This window comes from Halomonas sp. GT, assembly GCF_002082565.1.
Lineage (GTDB): Bacteria > Pseudomonadota > Gammaproteobacteria > Pseudomonadales > Halomonadaceae > Vreelandella.
In genome coordinates this window covers 2,591,388-2,615,163 of sequence record NZ_CP020562.1, presented here as the reverse complement: position 1 = coordinate 2,615,163, position 23,776 = coordinate 2,591,388, and the positions used below count along the sequence as shown (strand labels likewise).

General features: G+C 51.7%; 19 protein-coding genes and 1 tRNA gene. 9 read left to right on the top strand and 11 right to left on the bottom strand.

Features of this window, described 5'->3' with window-relative positions:
- Window position 1 precedes the first annotated feature (1 nt).
- From B6A39_RS12245 to B6A39_RS12235, 3 genes are read right to left on the bottom strand one after another with little or no spacing between them, the layout of a single operon-like run.
- The gene (locus B6A39_RS12245; protein WP_083006088.1) at window positions 2-808 is read right to left on the bottom strand and encodes an SDR family NAD(P)-dependent oxidoreductase; all 807 of its coding nucleotides are present in this window, start codon (window positions 806-808) and stop codon (window positions 2-4) included.
- Window positions 805-2,040, bottom strand: a complete 1,236-nt coding sequence (locus tag B6A39_RS12240; RefSeq protein ID WP_083006086.1) for a capsule biosynthesis protein — start codon at window positions 2,038-2,040, stop codon at window positions 805-807. The genes B6A39_RS12245 and B6A39_RS12240 overlap by 4 nt, the downstream gene beginning before the upstream one ends.
- Window position 2,041: 1 nt before the next feature.
- Entirely contained in the window at window positions 2,042-4,102 is a 2,061-nt protein-coding gene (locus tag B6A39_RS12235) for a capsular polysaccharide biosynthesis protein (RefSeq protein ID WP_083006084.1), read from the bottom strand.
- A gap of 324 nt (window positions 4,103-4,426) precedes the next feature.
- Here B6A39_RS12235 and B6A39_RS12225 point away from each other — a divergent pair, with 324 nt between their 5' ends.
- The 5 genes from B6A39_RS12225 (at window position 4,427) to B6A39_RS12210 (ending at window position 8,550) form a co-directional block, all read left to right on the top strand.
- Complete coding sequence (locus B6A39_RS12225) at window positions 4,427-6,439, top strand: sensor domain-containing diguanylate cyclase (protein ID WP_232318703.1); 2,013 nt, start codon at window positions 4,427-4,429, stop codon at window positions 6,437-6,439.
- Between the two features lie 121 nt (window positions 6,440-6,560).
- Entirely contained in the window at window positions 6,561-7,508 is a 948-nt protein-coding gene (locus tag B6A39_RS12220; RefSeq protein WP_083006079.1) for an AEC family transporter, read from the top strand.
- Between the two features lie 50 nt (window positions 7,509-7,558).
- A tRNA-Arg gene (locus B6A39_RS12215) sits at window positions 7,559-7,635 on the top strand.
- 131 nt (window positions 7,636-7,766) lie between these two features.
- Entirely contained in the window at window positions 7,767-7,988 is a 222-nt protein-coding gene (locus B6A39_RS19220) for an Arm DNA-binding domain-containing protein (protein WP_442906242.1), read from the top strand.
- An 82-nt stretch (window positions 7,989-8,070) separates the two neighbouring features.
- Window positions 8,071-8,550 carry a CreA family protein gene (locus tag B6A39_RS12210; RefSeq protein ID WP_083006077.1) on the top strand — a complete coding sequence of 160 codons (480 nt, stop codon included), beginning with the start codon at window positions 8,071-8,073 and terminating at the stop codon, window positions 8,548-8,550.
- Window positions 8,551-8,556: 6 nt separating this feature from the next.
- Here B6A39_RS12210 and B6A39_RS12205 read toward each other — a convergent pair whose 3' ends face one another.
- Window positions 8,557-9,180: a CAP domain-containing protein gene (locus B6A39_RS12205; protein ID WP_083006075.1), complete on the bottom strand. Its 624-nt coding sequence runs from the start codon at window positions 9,178-9,180 to the stop codon at window positions 8,557-8,559.
- Complete coding sequence (locus B6A39_RS12200) at window positions 9,161-9,649, bottom strand: pyridoxamine 5'-phosphate oxidase family protein (RefSeq protein ID WP_009721863.1); 489 nt, start codon at window positions 9,647-9,649, stop codon at window positions 9,161-9,163. The genes B6A39_RS12205 and B6A39_RS12200 overlap by 20 nt, the downstream gene beginning before the upstream one ends.
- Window positions 9,650-10,079: 430 nt before the next feature.
- Here B6A39_RS12200 and B6A39_RS12195 point away from each other — a divergent pair, with 430 nt between their 5' ends.
- The 3 genes from B6A39_RS12195 to csiR all read left to right on the top strand — a co-directional run bounded on the left by B6A39_RS12195 (window position 10,080) and on the right by csiR (window position 13,835).
- Window positions 10,080-11,525: an NAD-dependent succinate-semialdehyde dehydrogenase gene (locus tag B6A39_RS12195; protein ID WP_083006073.1), complete on the top strand. Its 1,446-nt coding sequence runs from the start codon at window positions 10,080-10,082 to the stop codon at window positions 11,523-11,525.
- Window positions 11,526-11,565: 40 nt separating this feature from the next.
- Window positions 11,566-12,837, top strand: coding sequence for a 4-aminobutyrate--2-oxoglutarate transaminase (gene gabT, locus B6A39_RS12190; RefSeq protein ID WP_083007902.1), 1,272 nt, complete (start codon window positions 11,566-11,568; stop codon window positions 12,835-12,837).
- 287 nt (window positions 12,838-13,124) lie between these two features.
- Window positions 13,125-13,835, top strand: a complete 711-nt coding sequence (gene csiR, locus B6A39_RS12185) for a DNA-binding transcriptional regulator CsiR (RefSeq protein WP_083006071.1) — start codon at window positions 13,125-13,127, stop codon at window positions 13,833-13,835.
- 103 nt (window positions 13,836-13,938) lie between these two features.
- Here csiR and B6A39_RS12180 read toward each other — a convergent pair whose 3' ends face one another.
- The 3 genes from B6A39_RS12180 to dctP all read right to left on the bottom strand — a co-directional run bounded on the left by B6A39_RS12180 (window position 13,939) and on the right by dctP (window position 16,976).
- Window positions 13,939-15,258 carry a TRAP transporter large permease gene (locus B6A39_RS12180; protein ID WP_083006069.1) on the bottom strand — a complete coding sequence of 440 codons (1,320 nt, stop codon included), beginning with the start codon at window positions 15,256-15,258 and terminating at the stop codon, window positions 13,939-13,941.
- A gap of 163 nt (window positions 15,259-15,421) precedes the next feature.
- On the bottom strand, window positions 15,422-15,964 hold the full coding sequence (locus B6A39_RS12175) for a TRAP transporter small permease subunit (protein WP_083006067.1): 543 nt from the start codon (window positions 15,962-15,964) through the stop codon (window positions 15,422-15,424).
- Window positions 15,957-16,976 carry a TRAP transporter substrate-binding protein DctP gene (dctP, locus tag B6A39_RS12170; RefSeq protein WP_083006065.1) on the bottom strand — a complete coding sequence of 340 codons (1,020 nt, stop codon included), beginning with the start codon at window positions 16,974-16,976 and terminating at the stop codon, window positions 15,957-15,959. Before dctP ends, B6A39_RS12175 begins: the two co-directional genes overlap by 8 nt.
- 640 nt (window positions 16,977-17,616) lie before the next feature.
- Between dctP and alr the strand changes: the two genes are divergently transcribed.
- The gene (alr, locus tag B6A39_RS12165) at window positions 17,617-18,852 is read left to right on the top strand and encodes an alanine racemase (RefSeq protein WP_083006063.1); all 1,236 of its coding nucleotides are present in this window, start codon (window positions 17,617-17,619) and stop codon (window positions 18,850-18,852) included.
- Window positions 18,853-19,003: 151 nt separating this feature from the next.
- Here alr and B6A39_RS12160 read toward each other — a convergent pair whose 3' ends face one another.
- The 3 genes from B6A39_RS12160 to hutU form a co-directional block, all read right to left on the bottom strand.
- Window positions 19,004-20,350: a Na+/H+ antiporter family protein gene (locus B6A39_RS12160; RefSeq protein WP_083006061.1), complete on the bottom strand. Its 1,347-nt coding sequence runs from the start codon at window positions 20,348-20,350 to the stop codon at window positions 19,004-19,006.
- Between the two features lie 139 nt (window positions 20,351-20,489).
- A complete protein-coding gene (gene hutH, locus B6A39_RS12155) occupies window positions 20,490-22,040 on the bottom strand; it encodes a histidine ammonia-lyase (RefSeq protein ID WP_083006059.1) in 1,551 nt (516 codons plus the stop codon).
- A gap of 26 nt (window positions 22,041-22,066) precedes the next feature.
- Window positions 22,067-23,746 (bottom strand): urocanate hydratase, encoded by a 1,680-nt coding sequence (gene hutU / locus B6A39_RS12150; protein WP_083006057.1) that lies wholly within the window; start codon window positions 23,744-23,746, stop codon window positions 22,067-22,069.
- Between the last annotated feature and the right edge of the window lie 30 nt (window positions 23,747-23,776).

The following is a 23,776-nucleotide window of genomic DNA, read 5'->3' as shown; positions in this document are numbered from 1 at the left end:
GCTACACGCCCCCGGTATGATTAAAGCCAAAGCGTTTAACGAGCCATTGAGAAATGCCAGCAGGTAGAACGGCCAGCCACCAAGTACCGAAATTCAGGGGGAAAGGGAAGCTGATTCGGGCGCGGTTAGTGGTAATGCCACGCTGTATGGCGTTAGCGGCTCGCTCTGGCGACCACTCCCAAGGCTTAGGCCCAGGCATAGCATTGCACATGGCGGAGGTGACGTAGCCAGGCATGACAACGGTCACACCAATGCCATGAGGCTCAAGCAAGCCTCTTAGGCCTTCTCCGTAGGCTTTGATGCCCGCTTTGCTGGCGCTGTAGCTTGGCGTTGTCGGTAGGCCGTGCCAGCCCGCCAATGAGCTAATAAACACCAACTGGCCGCTGCCCCGCGCTTGCATGGCAGGGACCAGCCGCTGCGCCATTGCCATCGGTGCTTTCAAGTTGATATCTAATAGCGCTTGAACCTCGTCCCACGGTTCTAGTGTGGTTGCGCTTGGATGAGTATTAATACCCGCATTGGCAATCACAATATCGGGAACGTGTTCGGCACATAGCGCATCAAGCCAGGCGTTGAGTTCGGTTTCGTCTGTTAGACTGGCCGATGAGAGCGACACCTGTGCGCCTTTTTCTCGACACATCAGTGCCAACGCTTCAAGCGCCTGCTGGTTGCGGCCATGTAGCACCAAGTGCGTATTAAGGGTTGCGTAAGCATGGGCTAGCGCCCCGCCTATTGCGCCGGTGGCACCCGTAATCAGCACGCAGCGGGGGGGGTGAGAAGAGAGAGGTGTCGTTACGCCAGCGCTCACAGCAACTTCTCCAGCGGTGAAGGGCAGGCTTCTAGTATACGCGCAGCATTGTTCACTGCTAAATCGATACTGGGCTGGCAGTAAAAGCCACCATTAATCTGCGTGGTGTACATGACAGTGTTGCGAAAATAGCTAAATAGCGCCTCACTGGGGCGCGGCGGCTGGTGCCAGAACTCGTCTAGAGAGCCTTCGTAGGTGAGGCCCGCCAAATTGTAAATGGGGTCGCTGAGCGCAAAGGTGGGACACTGTTTTTCAAGGGAAACAATGCCGACCGTGCTGTTCACTGTAACGGTGCCCGTAGCGTGTTTCAGCAATGGATTGAGGTTGCCAGACTCCAGGTAAACGATACGCCCCTGCAGGCCGTAAAAATCTTCCAGCCTTTTAATAATGTTTGGGTAATTAACCAGCCCCATGTCGAGTGGGTGGTTTTTTATGCACAGGAGGGCGTCGCTAGGGGCGTTGAGAGCAAATGATCCCATCACATGATCCATCACTTCTTCCATATTGGAATAAGGTGAATGGTCGCGAATTTGCGCATCGGTGTTGAGTTGCAGCGGCAACATAAAATAAGACTTTCCGCCTTCTATCAGGTTTTTAATCCGCTCTGCATCGCGCTTTTTCCAATGCCGAAGTAAGGTAAAGCGTTTGGCGTAGCCTGCATACTCTACCGGTGCAGTGATGGGCGCATGATTACGATAGTGGGGAGCCACCAGCGGATTCGCTAACCCCGCCAGGTGATAGCACATGTCGTGAGCAGCACGGATTTTAAAAGAGGAGCGAAAGCGAACCGGTGCAGGGAGTTTGGGCAGAGCCTTGCCCGTTTCGAAAAACCACTTAGGGTCTCTAGGCAGCAGAGAGTGACCATTAACGCCCTCGCGTTCAAGCGTGACCCAGAACGGGCGAAAGTAGCCTTCTTCAAAGACGTGTGTGCGAATGCCTGCGGCGGGCGCTAAGTCAACGGCTGGGCGGTGAATCGGTCGGCGATCACCGAACAGTACTTGGTCGGTAATGTCGTAACGTTGCCATAGCGACTGAATATAAGCTGGAAGCTCGCTTAGTTGGCCGCGAAACAAATGGTTCTGGCTGTGGGTGCGCTGCCAGTAGATGATATCGCCAGCGTTGAAGTTAACCTTTACCACGCGGTGGCCGTCGTCGGTGAGCCGGCGGGCTAGACGCTGGTAGAAGGGCGAGCAGACGCCTTGTAAAAATAAGAATGCACGCTTTTGCTTCAACTTAATGACTTCCAATAAATAAGTTACGATAGCAGCGGTATAATCGCTGCTTCCATGTAAGCATATGTTTATGAGACTTAACTTGTTCTAATTTAGCCTGCTCCAACAGGCTGACTACCGTTTCAGCATTACACAGCTGCCGAGAGTCGGGGTCGACGTAGTTGGGGTACAGAAGCAGAGTTCCTGCTACTAACGCATCCAATGATAAAGCCCGGTTTCGTCTTGGGCAGTGCATGGCGTCCTGGGTTAATCCCCAGCCTGCGTAAAACGGGAGGCCATAGGTGCACACTTGGCGCCGACGAAGCAGTGCTTCAAAGCCGGTGAGCGAACTCATAGTATGCACGGCATCAACGCGTGCTAGCAGCACAGTGATATCGATATGGCTGGCATCGAGATCATACAGGCGTTTGGCGTTGGTATCGAGTGCTCCGATGCGTGCGCCGGTGATTACATCAGGGTGGGCTTTGTAAACAATAAAAGCATTAGGATTGGCATGTCGTACGGCCTTTAACAGCGCACTATTAGTCCTAATCTCTGGTGAACCTGTTGCAATTGACGCATCGCTTTCTACCTGGCCAGGCACCAAAATAATGTGCTTATTGGCGGGTAATTCAATGACTTCCTTTCCCGGTACATTATATTTGGAAAGCTTTAATGCGACCAACCGTTCGCGCAGGTGTGCCGCTCGCTCTAATAAGTCATCGCTGAAATCGGCGGTGTTAAGCAGCGTTTCTAGCTCGCTGGGCTGGCTGGGGTCGTAGTAAATGCCCTGTCGATCAATGACCAAGGATAGCGGTTGAGCGAGGTCTACCCCAAGACCGATTGATCGGATGAAGCCGTCTTCCATTCGCCATAATGCCGCTAGATGGTCGCGGTGGCGGGTTTTAAAGTCATCGTTAATACGACTGGACCATACCAACAGATTGGGTTTTTCAACATCCACTGCTAAAGCCGCTGGCAGCTCTTTTTGATATTCGATGGTGGCCGCTGGGCCAAGAAAATGGCCAATAAAACGCTTTTTCCATGAAGAGAAGCCACAGGCTAGCCATTTGCCACGCAGGCGCTCTTGCTGGCGCTTTTGGTCGGCAATCAGGGCAATTGTTTCTTCTAGCGTTGCAGCACTGCCTGTGTAGGGGTTGGCATACCGAGTGTAACGAAGGTAGGCGGCGGCAAATACTTCTTCTAAGCGCCGAGTCACCCTGCGGCGCGTGCAACTGAGCTGATCATGGGTTAACCCCCAGCCTGCATAGAAGGGGAGACCAAAGCAGTGCACTTGTTTGCCTGCCATCAGTGCTTCGAAACCTAATTGGCTTGTCACCACATAAACGGTTTTAACCTTGTCGAATAGTGCCCAAGGGTTAATGTTGTCGCTAACGATATGGCAGCGAGGGTTTTCATGACCCCCTGCTAAATGCCCCTGCTTTTTGCCTGCGATAACATCAGGATGTACTTTGATAAAAATATCGGCATCAGGATGGTTATTTAAAGCGCAGTCTAACATTTGCTGAAAACTGTCTGCATCCGCACCACCATGGTGAATAGAAGCATCACCTGCGGTTTGATCCACCACTAATACGTTGTTGGTTTCAGCATTGTTGGTTTTAGCATTGATGGTTTCAGCAATGGGAAGCGAATAATCAGGTGCGTGGTTGTATTTCGATAAGCGATAACGCGATAGTTGCTCAATACAGCGCGTGGCTTGGGCAAGTTCTTCAGCATCAAACGTGGCATGGTTGAGCCAGTTTTCTAAATCACTAGGTCGAGAGGCGTCATAATAGATGCCCGTATAATCGACGACCATGCTATGAGGCTGATAGCCTTCAACGCCTAGTCCTAAAGAACGAAGAAAGCCATCCTCTAGAGCGACATACGGTAGGCTATGACGAGAGGCATAATTACGCGCGCCGTCACTTGTGGGCTTAAGCCCCCAGCCAATGACCACATTCGGTTTAGGACTCAGGGGCCTTATGCGTGAAAAATGCGAGTATTCAGGCAAAAAAGAAGCAAGTGCATGGATCTTGGTAATACCGGGAGATGTATAGCCTGCTATTAGTTTTGCCATGAAAGAGCCGAATGGTGTCAAAAACAAGCGTAAATATAAACGCAAACAAATAAAGCGGCGAACATACGTGAAAAGGTCTAGTTTATCAATTAAGCCTAAAGTGGTCTTACGGTAAGAGGGTTTTTCGTTACATAATGATACATCTCAAAAAAACAGCCACGTTGAATTTCACTAACGCGCACTTCTCATTCCATTTTGGTAAGTTATCGGTTTACAACGCGATTGGGGCAGATTCATTGGACGCAGTGGCAGTAAATTTCAACAAGTATAGGGTGATCGGTGCGTCTGGCCCCTGTCTGCAAAACATCGATCTTTATAAGATTGATGCTTAAAAAATCGATGATTAGTGGATTGATACTTGGTTCTTTAAAAGGCCGGCTACTGTTGGGGCTTTTGTGTGCGCTGCTGTTGCTGGCTGGCTTGGTGCTGGGAATGGCCTGGCAAGTGGGTAAAACCATGGTGCAAGAAGCTAATATGGCCCACATGCGCTACGAAGCTGACCTGATTGCAGATGAAGTAACCCAGCAAATTGACCACCGTTTTCAATCGCTAGAGCGACTAAGCAACATTCTTGGAATGTCGAACGACCCTGGGTGGCTTGGCTATGAGCTGCGCAAAAACGACGCACTATTGGCGTGGTTTGACGCTATTGTTGTCACTGATCACAACGGAAAAGTTGTGTCTGACTGGCCAGCAGTGGCGGGGCGTGTTGGCTTAGAAACAGCAGAACTTGAATATTATAAAATGCTGAAAGGCACGCGCAGGCCTTATGTCAGTGAGCCGTTTGTTGGTCGGGCAAGCGACATGCCAATGATATTAGTGAGCGTGCCGCGATTAGACAGTGAAGGCCGGTTCGGAGGCATCATTGGCGGGGTGGTTAGTTTAGATAGCAGCGGGCTGTTCAAACGGTTGGCTACTATTCGTCTAGGCAGTGAAGGTTATGCTGCGGTTTCCACTTCCTCTGGCCAAGTGTTATATCACCCCAATAGAACACTAATTAATAACGATAGCTTTGATGCGACGGCTATCCCGCTGTTGGACTTAGCCCTCGATGGTTGGCAGGGCGATGGCGTTGGGATGTTGCTTGATGGTCGAATTGGTCTTCAGTCTTATGCCCAGGTATGGCCTGCGAACTGGGTGGTTGGGCTTTATTTGCCTCTTGAACAAGCTCAGTTACCGCTATCTGGCTTTATCCATAAGCTATGGTGGATCTGGTGCGTTGCTGCAGTGTTAATGATGCCCCTTTTGTGGTGGCTGCTAGCGCGCATTTTAATGCCATTAAATCGCTTGGAAACACAAATTGGCGAAGTGGGGCTCGGTCGCCGTTCTTCTGTCGATCTTGCAACCAACATGCAAGAGCTGGAACAAGTAGCCAGCACCTTTAATCGTGTTGAAGGTGAGCGTCAGCAGCTAGTAGGGCACCTCCAAGAGCGTGAAGCATTTTTAGATTCGGTGCTCAATGCCTCGCCCCAGGGAATGTTTGTGGCTGACTTTGGCGGCAACATTACCTATATGAACTCCGCGCTATTAGACATTTTAGGTATCGAATCTGATATGCCTATGGAAGCCTGGCTTGAGCAAATCCATATAGATGATCGTTCCGGGGCGAAAGATATGTGGGTGCATAGCTTAAAAACCGGCAATGATTACATGCGTCAGCTGCGCTTTATTCGCAGTGACAAAGAGATGCTATGGCTGGATGTTCACGCCCGTGTGGTCATGCTTTCCCAGGGCGGGCATTCGCTTGGTCTGGTTGGTGTGGTGAAAGACATTACCGAGCGCCGGGAGCAAGAAGCGCTTCAACGCTGGGAAGCAGAGCATGACCCATTAACTGGCTTGCTCAACCGTCGAGGTTTTGAGCGTCGTCTTGAAGAAGCGTTTGCTGATTTTCAGAAAACCAGCACACCCTCGGCGCTGCTATTGTTCGACCTTGACCACTTCAAGCCCATTAATGATGAGGGCGGGCATGCGTTAGGGGACGAAATGCTGCGTCGCATCGCTCAGGTGGTGGCCTGGGAAGTTCGTCGCAGCGATCATGTGGCGCGTCAAGGTGGCGATGAATTCGGGGTGTTGCTGCCTAGTTGCACATTAGGCCAAGCGCAACGCATCGCGGAATCGCTACGCCAAGCGGTGAGCGAAGTATCGGTTGTGCATGACGGTAAAGAGTACACCGTGACGTTGAGCATTGGTGTGACCAGCTTCGATGAGACCGACACTAACGTCGACGCGGCGCTTTCGAGAGCGGATGCCGCCAGTTACGATGCCAAAGGAAGGGGGCGTGACAGTGTGGTGGTCAAACTGCCAAAGACATTAGACCCACTGTCGTTATTTGAATAACCCGTCGCCTTTGCGTCTTCGGGTTAACCCTCTGTTAAGTCTCTTATTCACTCTCATCAGTCGACAAACCTCGGGTGACGGTAGAATATAAGCGTCTGCTTATTCGATTGAGAGGGCTTTCGTGAACTTACTTGAGCTATTTTCCCGCACGCTGGATGTCACGTTGCCTGTTTTTGCCATGGTATTCGTCGGCATCGGCTTAAAACGCCTAAAATGGATCGACAGAGAATTTGTCTCCACAGCGTCAGCTCTCGTCTTCAAAGCAACGCTTCCCACGCTGATTTTTTTGAGTTTAATAAAAGCCGACCTAAGCGTTGCGTTGGATGTCCCTTTACTGCTGTTTTTTGCCGCCGCTACCCTCGGCCAGTTCTTTATCAGCTGGGTATGGGCTAGCTATCGGGTGCCCAAAGCCGACCGCGGTATTTATGTGCAGGGCGCGTTTCGTGGTAACTGCGGTATCGTTGGGTTAGCGCTGGCGGCGGGGATGTACGGCAACTACGGGCTTTCGGCCGGTAGCCTGCTGCTTGGTGTGGTTATTGTGATGTATAACGCACTTTCGGTGGTGGCTCTGGCGGCCTATCAGCCCGGCCAGTCAACAGAGTGGCGCAGCCTGCTAAAGCATATCGTCACTAACCCACTGATCATTTCTGTGGTTGCTGCGCTGCCATTCACTGCGTTTTCGATTCCGCTGCCCAGTTGGCTAATTACTTCCGGCGATTACTTCGCCTCGTTAACGTTACCACTGGCATTGATCTGTGTCGGCGCCACGCTCTCGATCGCCACCATGCGTAGCGGCAGTCAAACAGCACTAAGCGCCAGTAGCATGAAAATGATTGTGCTGCCGTTACTCGCCACACTAACCGCATGGGCGGTGGGGTTCTCCGGTGAACAGTTGGGGTTGTTATTTCTATTCTTCGCCAGCCCAACCGCTGCCGCCAGCTTTGTGATGGTAAAAGCAATTAACGGCAATGTAGCGCTGGCCGCCAATATCATCGCGATAACCACCTTAATGGCAAGCGTCACCGTCACCACGGGTATCTTTGTGCTGCGCCTTCTAGGATGGATTTAACTGCGCGGTTGGCTGAAACTCACCAACACGCTATACTATGCGCCCCATAAGTCCCTGTAGCTCAGTAGGATAGAGCAGCCGCCTCCTAAGCGGCAGGTCGCAGGTTCGACTCCTGCCAGGGACGCCAACTGGGGTTATTGAGAAGTCCTGAGAAGGCCTAAAAAGAGTACAATACTCTGAAATAAAAAGTCTTTAGCTCCTCATCGTTCCTAGCTGTTCCTTCCAAATCCCGCTGCTAAATGGTATACAGAATGGTATATGCCCCCATTCGAAGATGCTCGGTATACCGCCATGGCACTAACCGTTCGACAGATAAACTCAACCAAACCTAGCACGAAAATTATTACCCTCTCTGATGGCCTGGGATTAGAACTTAGGATCTCACCCAATGGCAGCCGTGGTTGGCGTTTGCGCTACACACGCCCTAACGGGCTCCCACTTCATTCTTCCATTGCCACCGCTTCCCATTTCGACATTTAGCCTTTCTTGACTGCCCCGACTCTGCCGGTATCAGGTATGCTCTTGGCTTGCCGTTTCTGCTGCACCTGCTAAGGACATTGCTATGCGTTTCTCAACACCGGTTGCCATTACATCGCTTGTGATGATGTCTTCGTTGCTGCTGCCTACTTCGCTTTTGGCGCAGGATGCCCATATTGGCAGCGTGCGTACAGAGTTTAGGTTGATCGGACCGAACAGTACGATTGAAGTGGAGCGCTTTGACGACCCGAAAGTACAAGGGATTTCCTGCTATCTTTCCTACTCCCAAGTGGGCGGGATTTCAGGTGCGGTAGGGCTTGCTGAGGAAGCTAGCGAGGCGAGCGTGGCGTGTCGGCAAACGGGAGAGATCGTCTTCGACCCTGACGAGGTAGACGAGCAAGAGGTTGTTTTTAACCAACGTCGATCCGCACTTTTCAAAAACATGCGCGTGGTGCGTATGCACGATGTCGAAACTGAAACCTTTGTGTATTTGACCTACAGCACCAAGCTGGTAGATGGTTCGCCTAAGAACGCAATTTCAGCGGTCAACTACGGTGAGTTTTAAGAAGGGTTAGCGGGGGTGTCCCAGCACCTGTGCCCAAAAGGTGGTATACCGCGAGTCAGCATTGTCGGCTTTTGCCATGCCCATCTCGGTGAAGGTGTCGTTCATCATATTGCTGCAATGGCTGGGGCTCTCTAACCAACCGTTAACCACGGCAGCGACAGACGTATGCCCAGCGGCAATATTTTCACCCACCGCTTGCCATGCGTACTCCTGTTGATTGACGCGTTGCTCAACCCCTGCGCCGTCAGGATCTGAATGGCTAACGTAGTCGTTGTTGGCCATATCGTTGGCGTGCATGGCGGCAGCGGCCTCCAGTTTACAGCTCCAGGTTAACGGGCTGGCTGCTGGAAATGATTGATCACCACATTGACGGGCGTTGTTTCGTGCCTCGTTCACCCGCGTTAGCATTTCCTGTTGCTGATCAGTCAGGCCACACTCGCTGTTAGCACTGTCACTGTTGGTACTGTCGCTATTAGTACTGTCGCTATTAGTACTGCCGCTATTAGTACTGTCGGCGCGGGAGTCATCATCGGCCCACGTTCCGCTGCCTATCAGCATCAGTGTTACCAGACTAAAAAGCGCCCAGTGGGTAGGGCGCTTTAAGGTGACGTTAGCCGCCGAATTTTTCATTTTCGCCCATGTTGGGGGTGGCATCTTTTTTCAGATTGGCTTTCGCGATTTCATAGAGCTGGAAGGCTTTGCTCTCTTTTGCTTTCCAGTGCTCGCCCATTTGCACGTCAATTTCTAGCAGTGCTACGTCAGGGTCGTCTTTACCTTCTGGAAACCAAGCGGCAATAAAGGGGTTCCAGTAGCGCTCAATCAGCTCGCGGTTATCGGTCAGGTTGGCTTTACCTGAAAGCGATACATAAACGCCATCTTCCTGGTCGGAGAAGCTAAGGCACACGTCGTGATCGCTTTCTGTTTCAAATACCTTTTCGGCGCTGCGTCGTGTGAAGAACCACAGCTTGCCATCATACTCGTCTTGCACCAGGTGCATGGGGCGCGCTCGTGGAACCTCGTTATCCAACGTCACCAACATACCTACTTTAATATCCTTGATCATCTTCCAGATTTTCTGCTTATGCTCCGGGCTGGACATAGCGTCACACTCCTTATGTTTTCAAGAACGACATGTTTTCAAGAACGACATGTTTTCAAGAACGACAGTTTCAAGAACGACAGTTTCAAGATGCCGATTTTGATCCATCTTCGTTGACAAGAATTTATACCAAAGCTGTCTGAGGTGATTCGCTTTTTGTACAAATCCTGTTAGCAGCCTAGTCATCATTTTCGATGTCATCAAATATCTCCGCACTTTTTTATGTAAATATTAAAAATATATTTTGACGTTTTTTTTAAATGTAGATATTTTTGTTGGTCATTACGGTTGATACTGCCTATCTGAAAAATGAAAAAGCTGGCTCGGTAGTGCTTTCGGAAGTACAGGCAATGGCGTTGCAGTGAGTTCGTGGGAGGCGCGGCCAGCGTTCGAGAGCAAGCTCTAATGTCATGGCAAAAAGGAAAACAAGATGAGTGAGTTACCCGATATTTTGATACCTGACGCATTTATTGGCGGAGAGTGGTGCGGTGCTGAAAAGCGCTTTGCGGTCACTAACCCTGCAAATGGTGAGCTATTAGCAGAAGTTCCAGACCTGGATGCGGATGGTGCACGAGCAGCGGTTGCCGCAGCGGAGGCAGCAGGACCTGGCTGGAAAAAGCGTACAGCGAAAGAGCGTGCGACGCTGTTGCGCGCCTGGTTCGATGCCATCATGGCGCACCAAGAAGACTTGGCTCGGCTAATGACGTTGGAGCAGGGCAAGCCGCTGGCAGAATCCCGGGGTGAAGTGGCCTATGGCGCATCATTTGTCGAATTTTATGCCGAAGAGTCCAAGCGCATGGCAGGTGAAACCTTGCCGGGTCATGGTGTCGATAAACGCATTCTGGTGTTTCGCGAACCCATTGGCGTTGTGGCCGCTGTTACGCCTTGGAACTTCCCGCTGGCAATGATCACTCGTAAGTGCGCCCCCGCTTTAGCAGCAGGCTGTACGGTGGTGATCAAACCTGCAGAAGCAACGCCTCTAACGGCGTTGGCAGTGGCGCGCTTGGCTGAGCTTGCTGGCTTGCCCGCTGGGGTGATCAATGTGGTCACTGCCAGCCAACCTGCACCGATAGGGGAGGTGCTAACCACCGATCCCCGCGTGCGTAAGTTCTCTTTCACAGGCTCCACACCTGTTGGTAAAAAGCTGCTCGCTCAATGTGCAGGTACGGTCAAAAAAGTATCGTTGGAGTTAGGTGGTAACGCACCTTTCATCGTGTTTGATGACGCCGACCTAGACGCCGCCGTTGAGGGTGCTGTTGCCTCCAAGTATCGCAATTCTGGCCAGACCTGCGTCTGTACGAACCGCTTCTTGGTTCAGAGTGGCGTTTACGACGTTTTTGTCGAAAAGCTGGCTAAGCGCGTGGCGCAACTGAACGTGGGCAATGGGCTGGATGAAGGCGTTATGCAAGGCCCGTTGATCAATCAGGCCGCAGTTGAAAAGGTCGAGTCCCACATTGCTGATGCGATGGAAAAGGGTGGGCGGTTGGTCTGTGGTGGCAAGCCTCACACGTTGGGCGGCACGTTCTTCGAGCCAACGATTATTGCTGATGTGACCGACAACATGCGGGTTGCCCGTGAAGAGACGTTTGGCCCCTTAGCGCCTGTGTTCCGTTTCGAGACGGATGACGAAGCCATTGCCATGGCGAATGCGACTGAGTTCGGGCTAGCAGCCTACTTTTATGCACGTGACTACCGCAGGATTTGGCACGTCATGGAAGGGCTGGAGTACGGCATGGTGGCGGTTAACGAAGGAATTCTGTCCACCGAGCTAGCGCCCTTTGGTGGGGTGAAAGAGTCCGGGCTGGGCCGTGAAGGCTCACGTCATGGCCTTGATGAATTTACCGAGTTGAAATACGTCTGTGTTGGCGGCCTGTAAGCGATTTTCACTAATTAATTGAGGAATGCAGTAAATGAAGATGAGCAATGCACAGCTGAATGAGCTTAAACAGAAATATGTCGCTAATGGTGCCGCCAGCCCTGCAACGCAATTTGCGGACCGTGCTGAGAACGCGCTTATCTGGGATGCGGATGGTAATCGTATTATTGATTTCGCGGGTGGTATTGGCGTGCTTAATATCGGCCATTGCCATCCAAAAGTAGTCGAAGCTGTTAGGGAACAGTTAGGTCGAGTGATGCACACTTGCCAGACCGTTATTCCTTACGAAGGCTACGTTAAAGTCGCTGAAAAGCTCAGTCAGCTCACTCCCGTGCGCGGTCATGGCAAAGTAATGCTGGTTAACTCCGGGGCTGAAGCGCTAGAGAATGCCGTTAAGATTGCACGTGCTGCTACCGGCAAGAATAACGTGATCTGCTTCGATGGCAGCTATCATGGCCGTACGTTTATGACCATGGCAATGAACGGAAAAGTGGCGCCTTACTCGGCTGATTTCGGCAGCATGCCTGGGAATGTTTTCCGTGCGCCTTACCCCGTTCCGTTCCATGGTGTCAGCGAAGAAGACGCTATTCGCGGTCTTAAAATGACGCTGAAGACCGATGCCAACCCAAGAGACACCGCGGCTATTGTCATTGAGCCTGTGTTGGGTGAAGGTGGGTTCTATCCTGCACCGGCCAGCTTCCTTAAAGCGGTGCGTGAAATTTGCGACGAGCACGGCATGCTGATGATCGTCGATGAAGTTCAGTCTGGCTTTGGCCGTACCGGCAAGCTTTTTGCCATTGAACACAGTGGTGTTGAGCCTGATCTCATGACCATGGCCAAGAGCATGGCCGGTGGCATGCCGATTTCAGCAGTCGTAGGAACGGCTGAGCATATGGACGCGTCTGGCCCTAACTCGCTGGGAGGCACCTACTCAGGAAGCCCGGTTTCTTGTGCTGCCGTTTTGGCGGTGCTTGAAGTATTCGAAGAGGAAAAAATTCTTGAGAAAAGCCAAGCCCTAGGAGAAGTGCTGGGGCAGCGCTTTACTCAGTGGCAGCAACGTTTTGCCTGTGTCGAAAACGTGCGTCATTTAGGTTCGATGGCAGCATTGGATATTGTTTCAGCTGATCAATCGCCAGACCCAGAGCTCGCTGCAGCCATGTGCAAACGTGCACGGGAGAAGGGGCTTATTCTGTTGTCGTGTGGGCTTTACGGCAATACGATCCGCTTCTTGATGCCGGTCACCATTGAAGACACCATACTTGAAGAAGGTTTAGCGATCGTTGAAGCGTTGCTAGAAGAACTTACAGCGTAGTGACTGATGTCTTATTGGTTACTTGAGCTCCTAACCTTAAGCGACTTCTTTTAAGTTCTTATTTTTTAAGTTCTTATACTCGAGCTCTTGCTTTTAAGCGATTAGATTTAAGCTTTAACAGAGTTTTAAGATGTTAGAGTGAGTGTTGATAGAAGCCGGTGCAGCTAGTCTGCATCGGCTTTTTTATTTCTTGTTGCATTTGTTATTAAATGCGAGGGGGTGAATACGTTCAAACAGGTGTTACAAATTGTGCTATTATTTTGATCCATTTTGCGAAATGCATACTCATGAATTCATCTTTCTTCCCAGACGAAACGGCGGATGCCAAGGAAAACTTGGGTATTCGTGCTTACAAGCTACTTAAGATAGACATTATTAAAGGCATTTTTCAGCCTGACGAAAAATTGCGTATGAGTGTGCTTAAAGCGCGCTATGACCTGGGTATTGGCCCGCTGCGAGAAGCGCTATCCCAGCTTGTTGCTGAGCATCTAGTGGTGGCTATTAGCCAGCGTGGCTATCGTGTAGCACCCATGTCGCTCGCTGAACTTGAAGATATTTACGATGCCCGGGCGCAGGTTGAAGCGATGATGTTGGGGCTTGCTATAGAGCGTGGCGATGATGCCTGGGAAGCCAATATTTTGGCAAAGTCTTATCAATTAGCAAAGCTGACGGAAATGAGCTCGACAGAAGGGCTATTAGATATTTGGGATCGTCGGCATAGTGATTTTCACACTGCGATGGTCGCTGGCTGTAACTCTCCACATTTGATGAAAGTACGCGCCGGGCTCTTCGATAAAGTTCAGCGCTACCGTTTTCTGTGGCTTAAGGAAACCGTGTTTTCTGCTCAGGCCCTTGAAGAAAAGCGCCAAGAGCATGCCGCGTTAGTCGACGCCACGTTAGAGCGGCGTAAGCAGGCAGCAGTGGCATTGATGCACGAACATTTGATGTCTCCAGTGCCGATCATTACACAGGTGATGCGCCAACAAGGCGCGGCATAAGGCAAGGTATAAGAAGAAATAGAAGAAAGAATAAAAAGAAAAGGCCCTAATAATTAGGGCCTTTTTTGGTTGAGCGCTATTTATAATCGTTTGATACGCTTGTTTAGAACAGTAAGTTGGGCAACCACAGCGCAATACTTGGGAATAGTACGATAAGTGCTAAACCCAATATTTGTAGAGCAACATAGGGCAATGCTGAGCGATAGATATCGACGATAGTAATGGATTTTGGTGCGACTGATCGCATATAGAACAGGTTATACCCAAAGGGTGGCGTCAGATAAGCGGATTGCATACTTATAATGAACAGCACCGCAAACCAGGTAGTATCGAACCCTAAGTCACGTACGATGGGCACATATAATGGAATCGTGATGAATAGGATCGCAAAGTCATCCAAAAACATGCCAAGTGCAAAAAAGCTAATCAGCATGATGATGATGACGGTGTAGGGCGACAGCGAGAAGTCATCAATAAAATCACTGACGATCATGCCAGCGCCTAATCCCATATAGATACGGCTGAAGAATACCGCTGCAATGGCAATCCAAAGCAACATGCCCGTTATTTTGGTCGTGCTTAGCATTGCATAACGCAGCAGGCTCCAGTTTAGACGACCTCTTAGTGCTGCAATAAGCATTGCACCGCCTGCTCCAACAGCAGAGGCTTCGGAAGGCGAGGTTACCCCTCCGATAATGCAGCCGAGCACGGCAGTGACCAAAAGGCCAGGGGCAATAACGTGACGCAAAGACATCAATTTCTCTTTGGCACTAAAGCGTTCTTCCACTGGCGCAGCGGGACCCAGTGACGGGTTTATGCGGCAGCGTATTAATATATATGCCATGTAAATACCGGCAAGCATCAGGCCGGGAACTAAGCCAGCCGCAAATAGCTTTCCTACGGATTCGCGGGCAAGAAACGCATAGACAATCATTAAGATACTAGGCGGGATTAGAAAACCTAATGCACCACCTGCCATTATGGTGCCGGTGACTAGCCGCTTGTGATAGCCGCGTTTGAGCATTGCCGGTAATGCAATGATTCCAAGGCTAACGGTAGCTGCCCCTGAGACCCCCGCCATGGCAGCGATAAGGGCGCAGATAAGAATGGTGCCAATCCCAAGTCCGCCCGGAAGGCTTCCCATCAGCTTATGCATCATTTCGAAAAGGTCATCGGTAATACCGGAGCGTTCCAGTACCAATCCCATAAAGATGAAGAGCGGGAGGGCCACCAGGAGAAAGTTATCCATGGTGCTGTATGCCGATGATAGCAAGAAGTCCAAGCCCCCAGGGCCGAACATCATATAGGCACTACCCATGCCCGATATCATCAACGCCCACGCTAGCGGAGCGCCTATTGCCATTAGGACGATCATGGAGAGAAACATGATCGCCGTAATTATCATGGGGTCTAAATTTAACATAGGGATACCCTTTGCATGGCATATCCACAAGGACATGCCGGGGTGTGTCTCTTATTTTTCACGGTAAAGCCACGTTGAAATAGAGCGAGGGTTAAGCAGCACGATGTTTAAACAGGGCTTGTAAACAATGATAAGTCGAGGTTTAAACAGCGTTAGGCTGTGTTTAATCAGCGTCGCTAATGTCATCTCGCGGATCATCATAGGGAATGCCAAGTAAACGCACGATGGCCCTCACTAGCTCTGCTACGCTCTGAAGAATTAGAAATCCAACGGCAATTGGAATGGTCGCTTTTATCGGCCAAAGCGCTGGACGCCAAATGCTACGGTTGGAATATTCGCCGATTAGCCAGGAGCGGTGGGCAAATTCCACGGCCATGGTGAAAAATATGCCCAGCACCAAAATACCCAGTGAAAACACAATCACGTCACAGAACGCCTGCATGCGGAAGGGCAGTAGGCGATAGATGACATCACTGCGCACGTGGCTTTGATGGCGTAGGGTATAGCTGCCAGCCAGGATACTCAGCGCACCGAAGAACATCGTCGCTAGTTCGTGCCCCCACACAGTGGGGGCATTGAGTATATAGCGAGCGACCACTTCATAGAGCAGTACACCGATAATACCTAGCGTCAGCCAGGCGGTGACTCGTCCGATCCAGTCGGAAAGCCCATCCTGAAAGCGTAGATATCGGTTGATCTTACTCACTCAATCTTCCTTGCGCTTTGGCGTTGTTGATCAAGATTTCAACGGCTTGTGCATTTCGCTCAGAGCGTGCCGCCTCTTCTTCCCAAATAGGCAAAGATGCTTCAGCTAGGCGTTTTGAATCTTCTTCTGGCAGCGTGGCAAATTCAAACAGCTCACCTTCATCGATGATGCGTTGGTTGCCTTCTTCAAGCCAGTTGTGAACGTCTTCCAGATAGTGAGCCAGTTCATCTACCAAAATTTGCTGCTGCTCTTCGCTCATGCGTTCCCAGGTGCCAGGATTGATGAACGCATTTTCTGTCCAGCCAGGGTTGAGTAAGTTGATATCGGTGTAGTAACCCGCCACTTCATTAATTCGCAGCTGTTCGTACTCGACAGGGCCACCGTAAACGGCACCATCAATAACGCCAGTCGAAAGCGCTACGTAGAGTTCTTCACCAGGAATAAAGGCCGTTGGTATATCGAATTTTTCTAACACCGTTGCAATGGAGCTGGTGGCGCGGATGCGCATGCTGGACAGGTCTTCAAGGCTGGAAACCGGCTCCCGGGTGACCAAGCCATAATCGCTACCAAAGCCACGGCCAATGAGCTTAACGCCCTGTTCTTCGTAAGCTTCCGCGATGAGTTCATCGAGGCCTTGATTGGCAAATATATCGTGTGCTTCTTCAGCGTTTACCCAGGCACCAGGAAGACCCCCTTCGATAGTGCCGATACCAACCGTGCCAGGCCAGTAACTACCAACACCATGGCCGATATCAATGCTCCCACGGGCAACAGCTTCGACAAACTGATCACTGCTCACCAGCTCGCCACCACGGAAGAATTGAATATTGATAGTGCCATCACTCGCTTCACTTACCCGATCCCGCAAATCAGCTGCAATCTGATCCACTTCGGTGCCATAAAACGTGTGCATGCGTAAACGAATAGTATCGGCATAGAGCGCTTGGCTAGCCATGATAGAAGCGGCGATGGACGTCGCAAGAGCGCATTTCACGGATGTTGAGAGCTTCATAAAACCTCTGTGTTGGTAGCGTTTAGAGTTATAGAGGGCATCCATGCTTCAGTTTCGAAATCATGTTGCACCTCCAGTTTAATCACACGCATGGTGCTCATGCCATAAAAAATTTCTATAAAATCGTCTAACATCAACATTTTTGCATTACGTTGATTGATGAGCAGCCAAACCTAACTGATAAAAGTGTGCAATTTTTTTATTTAATTTCAGTTGGTTAGTGTATTTTTGAGCCAAGGTTTTCCAGTTGTTTTATAACGGAAGCGTTGATAAAAGGTGTAGCCAACAGATCGTCAAGTCTGTTAGTGGCCTAAACCTTCTTTGGGACAGCTCTTTAAACAGCCCTTGAGACAGCCCTTGAGACAGCCCTTGAGACAGCCCTTAAGACAGCCCTTGAGACAGCCCTCGGAATGTCGGTTAAATATAATTCGTTTTATAGCGCTTGGTACACAAAGAGTAGAGAAATTGCGCCCCTCGACAATCACAGTCATCAGCCAACGATATTTCGCCCCCATCAGGTTATTGCGTCCTAGTGCTGCTTTTTTTAATAAACGCGGCACGCGCTATCGTTAAGAATTGTTAAGGCGGGTTAGTGTGAGCTGTGGGTTCTTAACAATGAAAACTAATCAAGGATTTGATAATGAAATATCCACTAACCCTGTTAGCTGCCGCTGTTGCTGCCACTATCGCCAGTACGAGTTATGCGGCGCCGCTGCTCAGTGACCAAGCATTGTTGGTTGATAGCCCAGAACACTTGAGTGCCAATGCCTGGGTAGAAATCTCGCAATCGGCTTTTGAAGGGAACGTTCGTGGTGTCCAGGAACTGCTTGGCGAAGAAGCTGACCTTTGCGCCATTATGAAGGCTGATGCTTATGGTCATGGCATTGCGAATTTAATGCCTTCTGTGATCGCGTTAGGTATTCCTTGTATTGGTGTGGCGAGTAACGAAGAAGCGCGGGTTGTTCGGGCATCTGGTTTCGATGGGCGTTTAATGCGCGTACGCAGTGCAACACCAGAAGAAGTTCGCGGTGCATTTGATTACAGTATGGAAGAGCTATTCGGGGACATAACCGCCGCTCGGCAAGCATCCAGCGATGCAGCCGAGGCAGGGGTAACACTGCGCTATCATTTGGGCCTGAATGCCGGTGGTATGGGGCGTAACGGCATGGCGCTTGATAGTGAAGCAGGACGCCAGGAAGCGTTAGAGCTTCAAGATTTGGCATCGTTGGAGCTGGTGGGCATCATGACCCACTTCGCTTTTGAAGATGAAGATTTTGTTCGCCAAGGGCTAGAGGCGTTTCACGAGCAAAGTGATTGGTTAATCGAGACGGCTAACCTGGATCGAGATGCGCTAACGCTGCATGCCGCCAATTCATTTGCCACCATGGAAGTGCCTGAAGCACGCCTTGATATGGTGCGCCCAGGTGGCTTGCTGTATGGCGATCTACCCCATTATGAGCAGTTTAAACCGGTGATGTCGTTTCGCACGCGGGTAGCGTCGGTTAACAATTACGCGCAAGGCAGCGGAGTTGGTTACGATAACGTCAGGGTGCTGGAGCGCGATAGCCTACTGGCGAATTTGCCCGTCGGTTATTCTGACGGCTATCGGCGTGTTTTCAGTGACGCTGCATTTGTACTGGTCAACGGTGAGCGAGTGCCGGTCATGGGAAGAGTGTCGATGAACACGACCATGGTAGACGTGACGGATGTGGAGGGAGTGGTACCGGGTGATGAAGTCGTGCTTTACGGACTCCAGGGTGACGAGCGAATTACCATTGGTGAACTTGAAGACCTCAATAGTGCGTTACTCGCCGACCTTTACACGGTGTGGGGAAACTCAAATCCGAAGGTGTTGCGTCCAAGCGATAGCGAATAAGTAGTGAAAGTGACATGAATAGCAATAGCGAGTGATTTGCTAATAAAGACAATGATGCACTCGCATTGGTTAATGACATCACCCCGCTCAAATGAGCGGGGTGATGTCGTTTTGGGGAAAGGTTATTGTGGTGAGAGGCAGGGGCTGCGCGTCATAGGATCATGGCGGCTATCCACCCAAAGGCAATCAGCGGGATATTGTAGTGCAGGAAGGTCGGCACAACGCTGTCCCAGATATGGTCGTGCTGGCCGTCGGCATTGAGACCGGCGGTCGGGCCAAGCGTCGAATCAGAGGCCGGAGAGCCTGCATCGCCTAAAGCGGCCGCGGTGCCTACTAGCGCCACGGTGGCCAGGGGCGAAAAGCCAAAATTCAGCGCAAGCGGTACGTAAAGTGATGCGATGATCGGGATCGTTGAGAAGGAAGAGCCGATACCCATGGTAATGAAAAGGCCCACAAGCAGCATAATCAATGCCGCCAACCCCTTGTTGTCACCAATTACTTCTGTAGAGCTGCTAACCAGCGCTTCAACCTCGCCACTGGCCTGCATCACACTGGCGAAGCCCGCTGCGGTGATCATAATGAACCCGACCAGAGCCATCATGCGCATACCTTCGGTGAAAATACCGTCCTGCTCATGCCAGCGGAAGACGCCGCTGAGTGACAGTAGTGCAAAGCCGAAAATCCCACCCAATACCATGGAGCCGGTATAAAGCTGAACGGCCACGGTGCCAACCAGTGCGATTGCCAGTACTGCTTTTTGCCAACCTTTCAAATGCTGGGCCGCTTGCGCTGGGGTTTCATCACCCTTGGCCAGGTCTCGGTCTTGGTAGTTACGCCCCTTGCGGTAGCTAAACAGCACTGCAACGGCAAGGCCTAGTGCCATGCCGCCAATGGGAATCACCATTGCCATCGGAACCATCTGACGGGTGACTTCCAGACCAAGTTCGGCACCACTTTCATTGAGGTTGGTGAGCAAAATATCGTTCAGGAAGATAGCGCCAAACCCCACCGGTAATAGCATATAGGGGGCGGTAATACCGAAGGTAATCACACAAGCAACGAGTCGGCGGTCGAGCTGAAGGTGATTCATTAGTTTCAGTAACGGCGGGACCAGCACTGGAATGAAGGCAATGTGCACCGGAATAAGGTTTTGCGAACTGACCGCCGCAGCTAGCAAGGCCGCCAGCAGGGTATAAGTCACCATGCGGCGACTGCTGCCAGAATCATCAACATGAAAACGCGCAATAGCGCGGTTTGCCATCACCTCGGTGATGCCCGAACGTGAGAGCGCGACGGCGAAAGCGCCCAGTACGGCATAGGCCAGGGCCACAGTGGCGCCGTTGCCAAGGCCGTCGTTAAAGGCATCAAGGATGGCATTGATGGGCATGCCCGCATAAAGCCCACCGACCAGCGTAGCGACGATTAAAGCAAAGACAACGGAAACGCGAGCCAAGCTGAGGCTGACCATCACTAAAATGGCCAAAACGATAGCATTCATGAATAGCTACTCTTGTCGTTGGAGTTAGAATTAGCTGGATTTAGATTTAGCTGGATTTAGATTTAGCTGAAATGTGATTTAGCTGGGATTGAATGCGGTGAACCCCCGCAGCCGATTGCTGCGGGGGAGGGATAGCCGCTTAGTGCTGGCTTGGCAGGGTGCCAGGACGAAGTAGATGGCTCAGTGTTCGGGCTGCCAACAAGTCGCTGGCCGCTTCGATATCTGGTGCAAAGAAACGGTCCTGCTCATAGTGGGTGACATGTTCACGCAGCAACTGCTTGGCTTGTTCTAGCGGTGCAGTGGTGGTTAGGCCGTGGCGCATATCCAGCCCCTGGCAGGCACCTAGCCATTCAATGGCGAGAATGCCGCGTACGTTATCGGCCATTTCCCATAATCGCTTACCCGCCGCCGGGGCCATGGAAACATGGTCTTCCTGGTTGGCTGAGGTGGGCAGGCTATCCACGCTATGTGGATGCGCTAGGGCTTTGTTTTCGCTGGCAAGGGCTGCTGCTGTTACCTGTGCGATCATAAACCCGGAGTTGACGCCGCCTTTCTCGACCAGGAAGGGCGGCAATTGGGACATGTGTTTGTCCATCATCAGCGAGATGCGTCGTTCCGCCAGCGCACCGATCTCGGCAATCGCCAAGGCTAAGTTATCAGCGGCCATCGCCACCGGTTCGGCATGGAAATTGCCGCCAGAGATGATGTCGTCGGTATCTTCAAACCCTCTGCCAGTAAAAACTAAGGGATTATCAGACACGGCGTTGATTTCCACCGCCAGTATGTCGGCAACATGGCGAATTTGGGTAAGCGCAGCCCCCATCACCTGCGGCTGGCACCGCAAGGAGTAAGGGTCTTGCACTTTATCGCAGTTGGCGTGGGAGTTGCCGATGTCGCTGTGCTCGCCGAGTAAATGTCGGTAGGCCGCCGCCGCATCGATCTGGCCACGTTGGCCACGTACTTCATGAATGCGCGCATCGAACGGTGAGCGCGACCCTAGCGTGGCTTCAACTGTCAGTGAGCCGCAAACCGTGGCCGCGGCATAGAGGTCTTCGGCATCGAACAGTCCACGTAGCGCGTAAGCCGTTGATACCTGGGTGCCGTTAAGCAGCGCCAAACCCTCTTTTGGAGCTAGTGCAATCGGGCTAAGACCGGCGACTTTTAGCGCTTCTTCGGCACTGAGCCATTCGCCTTTGTAGCGTGCTTTGCCTTCGCCGATCAGCACTACACTCATATGAGCCAGCGGCGCGAGATCACCTGACGCACCCACAGAGCCTTTGAGCGGAATATGCGGATACACCTCGGCGTTGATCAATGCGATCAGCGCATCAAGCACTTCACGACGAATACCGGAAAAGCCGCGTGCCAGGCTATTCACTTTCAGTACCATGATGAGCCGCACAAGGCTGTCATCCATTGCAGCACCAACGCCGGTGGCATGAGAAAGCACTAGCGAACGCTGCAGTGCTTCCAGGTCTTCATCGGCGATACGTGTTTGAGCAAGCAGCCCAAACCCGGTGTTAATACCGTAGACCGTGCGGTTTTCCTCGACCACAAGATTGACGCAATCGACGCTTTTTTGGATTGCTTCGTCAGCACTGCTTGGCAGGCTAACGGTGACGGGTGATTGAAAGACCTGGCGCGCCTGCGCCAGTGTCATTTTGCCGGGCTGAATATCAAGATGGGCCATTATTAGTGCTCCTTGTCGTTGTTGAATTAGCTGTTCAGCATCGGCAAATCGAGGTCGTTTTCACGGGCGGATTGTTTGGCAATGTCGTAGCCTGCATCGGCATGACGCATAACACCAGTACCCGGGTCGTTACGCAGTACGCGACCAAGGCGTGCATGGGCATCATCGGTGCCGTCAGCGACGATAACTACCCCAGAGTGCTGGGAATAGCCCATGCCCACACCACCACCGTGGTGTAACGAGACCCATGTCGCGCCACCAGCGGTGTTAAGTAGGGCATTCAGCAGCGGCCAGTCGGAGACGGCGTCGGAGCCATCCATCATCGACTCGGTCTCGCGGTTGGGGCTTGCCACGGAACCGGAGTCCAGATGGTCACGGCCAATCACGATGGGTGCTTTAAGCTCCCCGTTTTTGACCATCTCGTTGAAGGCTTGGCCAAGGCGCGCACGATCTTTCAGGCCGACCCAGCAAATACGTGCCGGAAGGCCTTGGAAACTGATGCGCTCCCGGGCCATATCCAGCCAGTTGTGCAGGTGTGGGTCGTCGGGGATCAGCTCTTTGACTTTCTGGTCGGTTTTGTAAATGTCTTCCGGGTCGCCTGATAGCGCGGCCCAGCGGAAGGGGCCAATTCCCTGGCAGAATAAGGGGCGGATATAGGCGGGTACAAAACCTGGGAAATCGAAGGCATTTTCAACGCCTTCTTCTTGAGCCATTTGGCGAATATTGTTGCCGTAATCGAACGTGGGTACGCCCATCTTCTGGAAGTCGAGCATGGCTTGTACATGCACTGCCATTGATTGCTTAGCCGCTTTTACGGTGGCTTGTGGTTCGGATTTTCCGCGGGCAACGTACTCTTCCCAAGTCCAGCCTGCAGGCAAGTAGCCGTGTAGTGGGTCGTGGGCACTGGTTTGGTCAGTCACCATGTCGGGCTTCACGCCACGCTTGACCAGTTCTGGCAATACATCTGCCGCATTCGCACACAGGCCAATCGAGACGGCTTTGCCTTCGTTGGTATAGCGTTCGATACGCGCTAATGCATCGTCGAGATCGTCCGCTTGCTCATCTAAATAGCGTGTGCGCAGGCGGAAGTCGATGCTGGTTTGCTGACACTCGATATTCAGCGAGCAGGCACCGGCCAGAGTAGCGGCGAGCGGTTGAGCGCCCCCCATGCCTCCCAGGCCCGCAGTGAGAACCCAGCGGCCTGTCAGGTTGCCGTCGAAGTGTTGCCGGCCTGCTTCCACAAAGGTTTCGTAAGTGCCTTGGACAATGCCTTGAGAGCCGATGTAAATCCATGAGCCTGCGGTCATCTGGCCATACATCATCAGGCCTTTGCGATCCAACTCGTTGAAGTGTTCCCAGTTGGCCCAGGCGGGGACTAGGTTGGAGTTGGCAATAAGTACTCGCGGGGCGTCTTTATGGGTTTCAAATACACCTACCGGCTTGCCGGATTGCACCAGCAAGGTTTGAGTGTCTTCTAGGCGCTGCAGTGTCTCAACGATCTTGTCGTAGCACTCCCAGTCACGCGCGGCGCGGCCAATGCCGCCGTATACCACTAGATCCTCGGGGCGTTCAGCCACGTCAGGATGGAGGTTGTTCATTAGCATGCGAAGCGGGGCTTCGGTCAGCCAGCTTTTGCAGCTGAGCTGGCTACCGGTAGGGGCAGCTATCTTACGGGAAGCGTCGTGACGTTTATCGTTAGTGGACATGGCGAAACTCCTCTTGAGTCATTGGTTTGT

Coding starts and splice junctions, on each gene's coding strand:
- B6A39_RS12235 (WP_083006084.1), bottom strand. CDS start 4,102: ATGGCAAAACTAATAGCAGGCTATACATCTCCCGGTATTACCAAGATC.
- B6A39_RS12225 (WP_232318703.1), top strand. CDS start 4,427: ATGCTTAAAAAATCGATGATTAGTGGATTGATACTTGGTTCTTTAAAA.
- B6A39_RS19220 (WP_442906242.1), top strand. CDS start 7,767: ATGCCCCCATTCGAAGATGCTCGGTATACCGCCATGGCACTAACCGTT.
- B6A39_RS12210 (WP_083006077.1), top strand. CDS start 8,071: ATGCGTTTCTCAACACCGGTTGCCATTACATCGCTTGTGATGATGTCT.
- B6A39_RS12205 (WP_083006075.1), bottom strand. CDS start 9,180: ATGAAAAATTCGGCGGCTAACGTCACCTTAAAGCGCCCTACCCACTGG.
- B6A39_RS12200 (WP_009721863.1), bottom strand. CDS start 9,649: ATGTCCAGCCCGGAGCATAAGCAGAAAATCTGGAAGATGATCAAGGAT.
- B6A39_RS12195 (WP_083006073.1), top strand. CDS start 10,080: ATGAGTGAGTTACCCGATATTTTGATACCTGACGCATTTATTGGCGGA.
- gabT (WP_083007902.1), top strand. CDS start 11,566: ATGAGCAATGCACAGCTGAATGAGCTTAAACAGAAATATGTCGCTAAT.
- csiR (WP_083006071.1), top strand. CDS start 13,125: ATGAATTCATCTTTCTTCCCAGACGAAACGGCGGATGCCAAGGAAAAC.
- B6A39_RS12180 (WP_083006069.1), bottom strand. CDS start 15,258: ATGTTAAATTTAGACCCCATGATAATTACGGCGATCATGTTTCTCTCC.
- dctP (WP_083006065.1), bottom strand. CDS start 16,976: ATGAAGCTCTCAACATCCGTGAAATGCGCTCTTGCGACGTCCATCGCC.
- alr (WP_083006063.1), top strand. CDS start 17,617: ATGAAATATCCACTAACCCTGTTAGCTGCCGCTGTTGCTGCCACTATC.
- B6A39_RS12160 (WP_083006061.1), bottom strand. CDS start 20,350: ATGAATGCTATCGTTTTGGCCATTTTAGTGATGGTCAGCCTCAGCTTG.
- hutH (WP_083006059.1), bottom strand. CDS start 22,040: ATGGCCCATCTTGATATTCAGCCCGGCAAAATGACACTGGCGCAGGCG.
- hutU (WP_083006057.1), bottom strand. CDS start 23,746: ATGTCCACTAACGATAAACGTCACGACGCTTCCCGTAAGATAGCTGCC.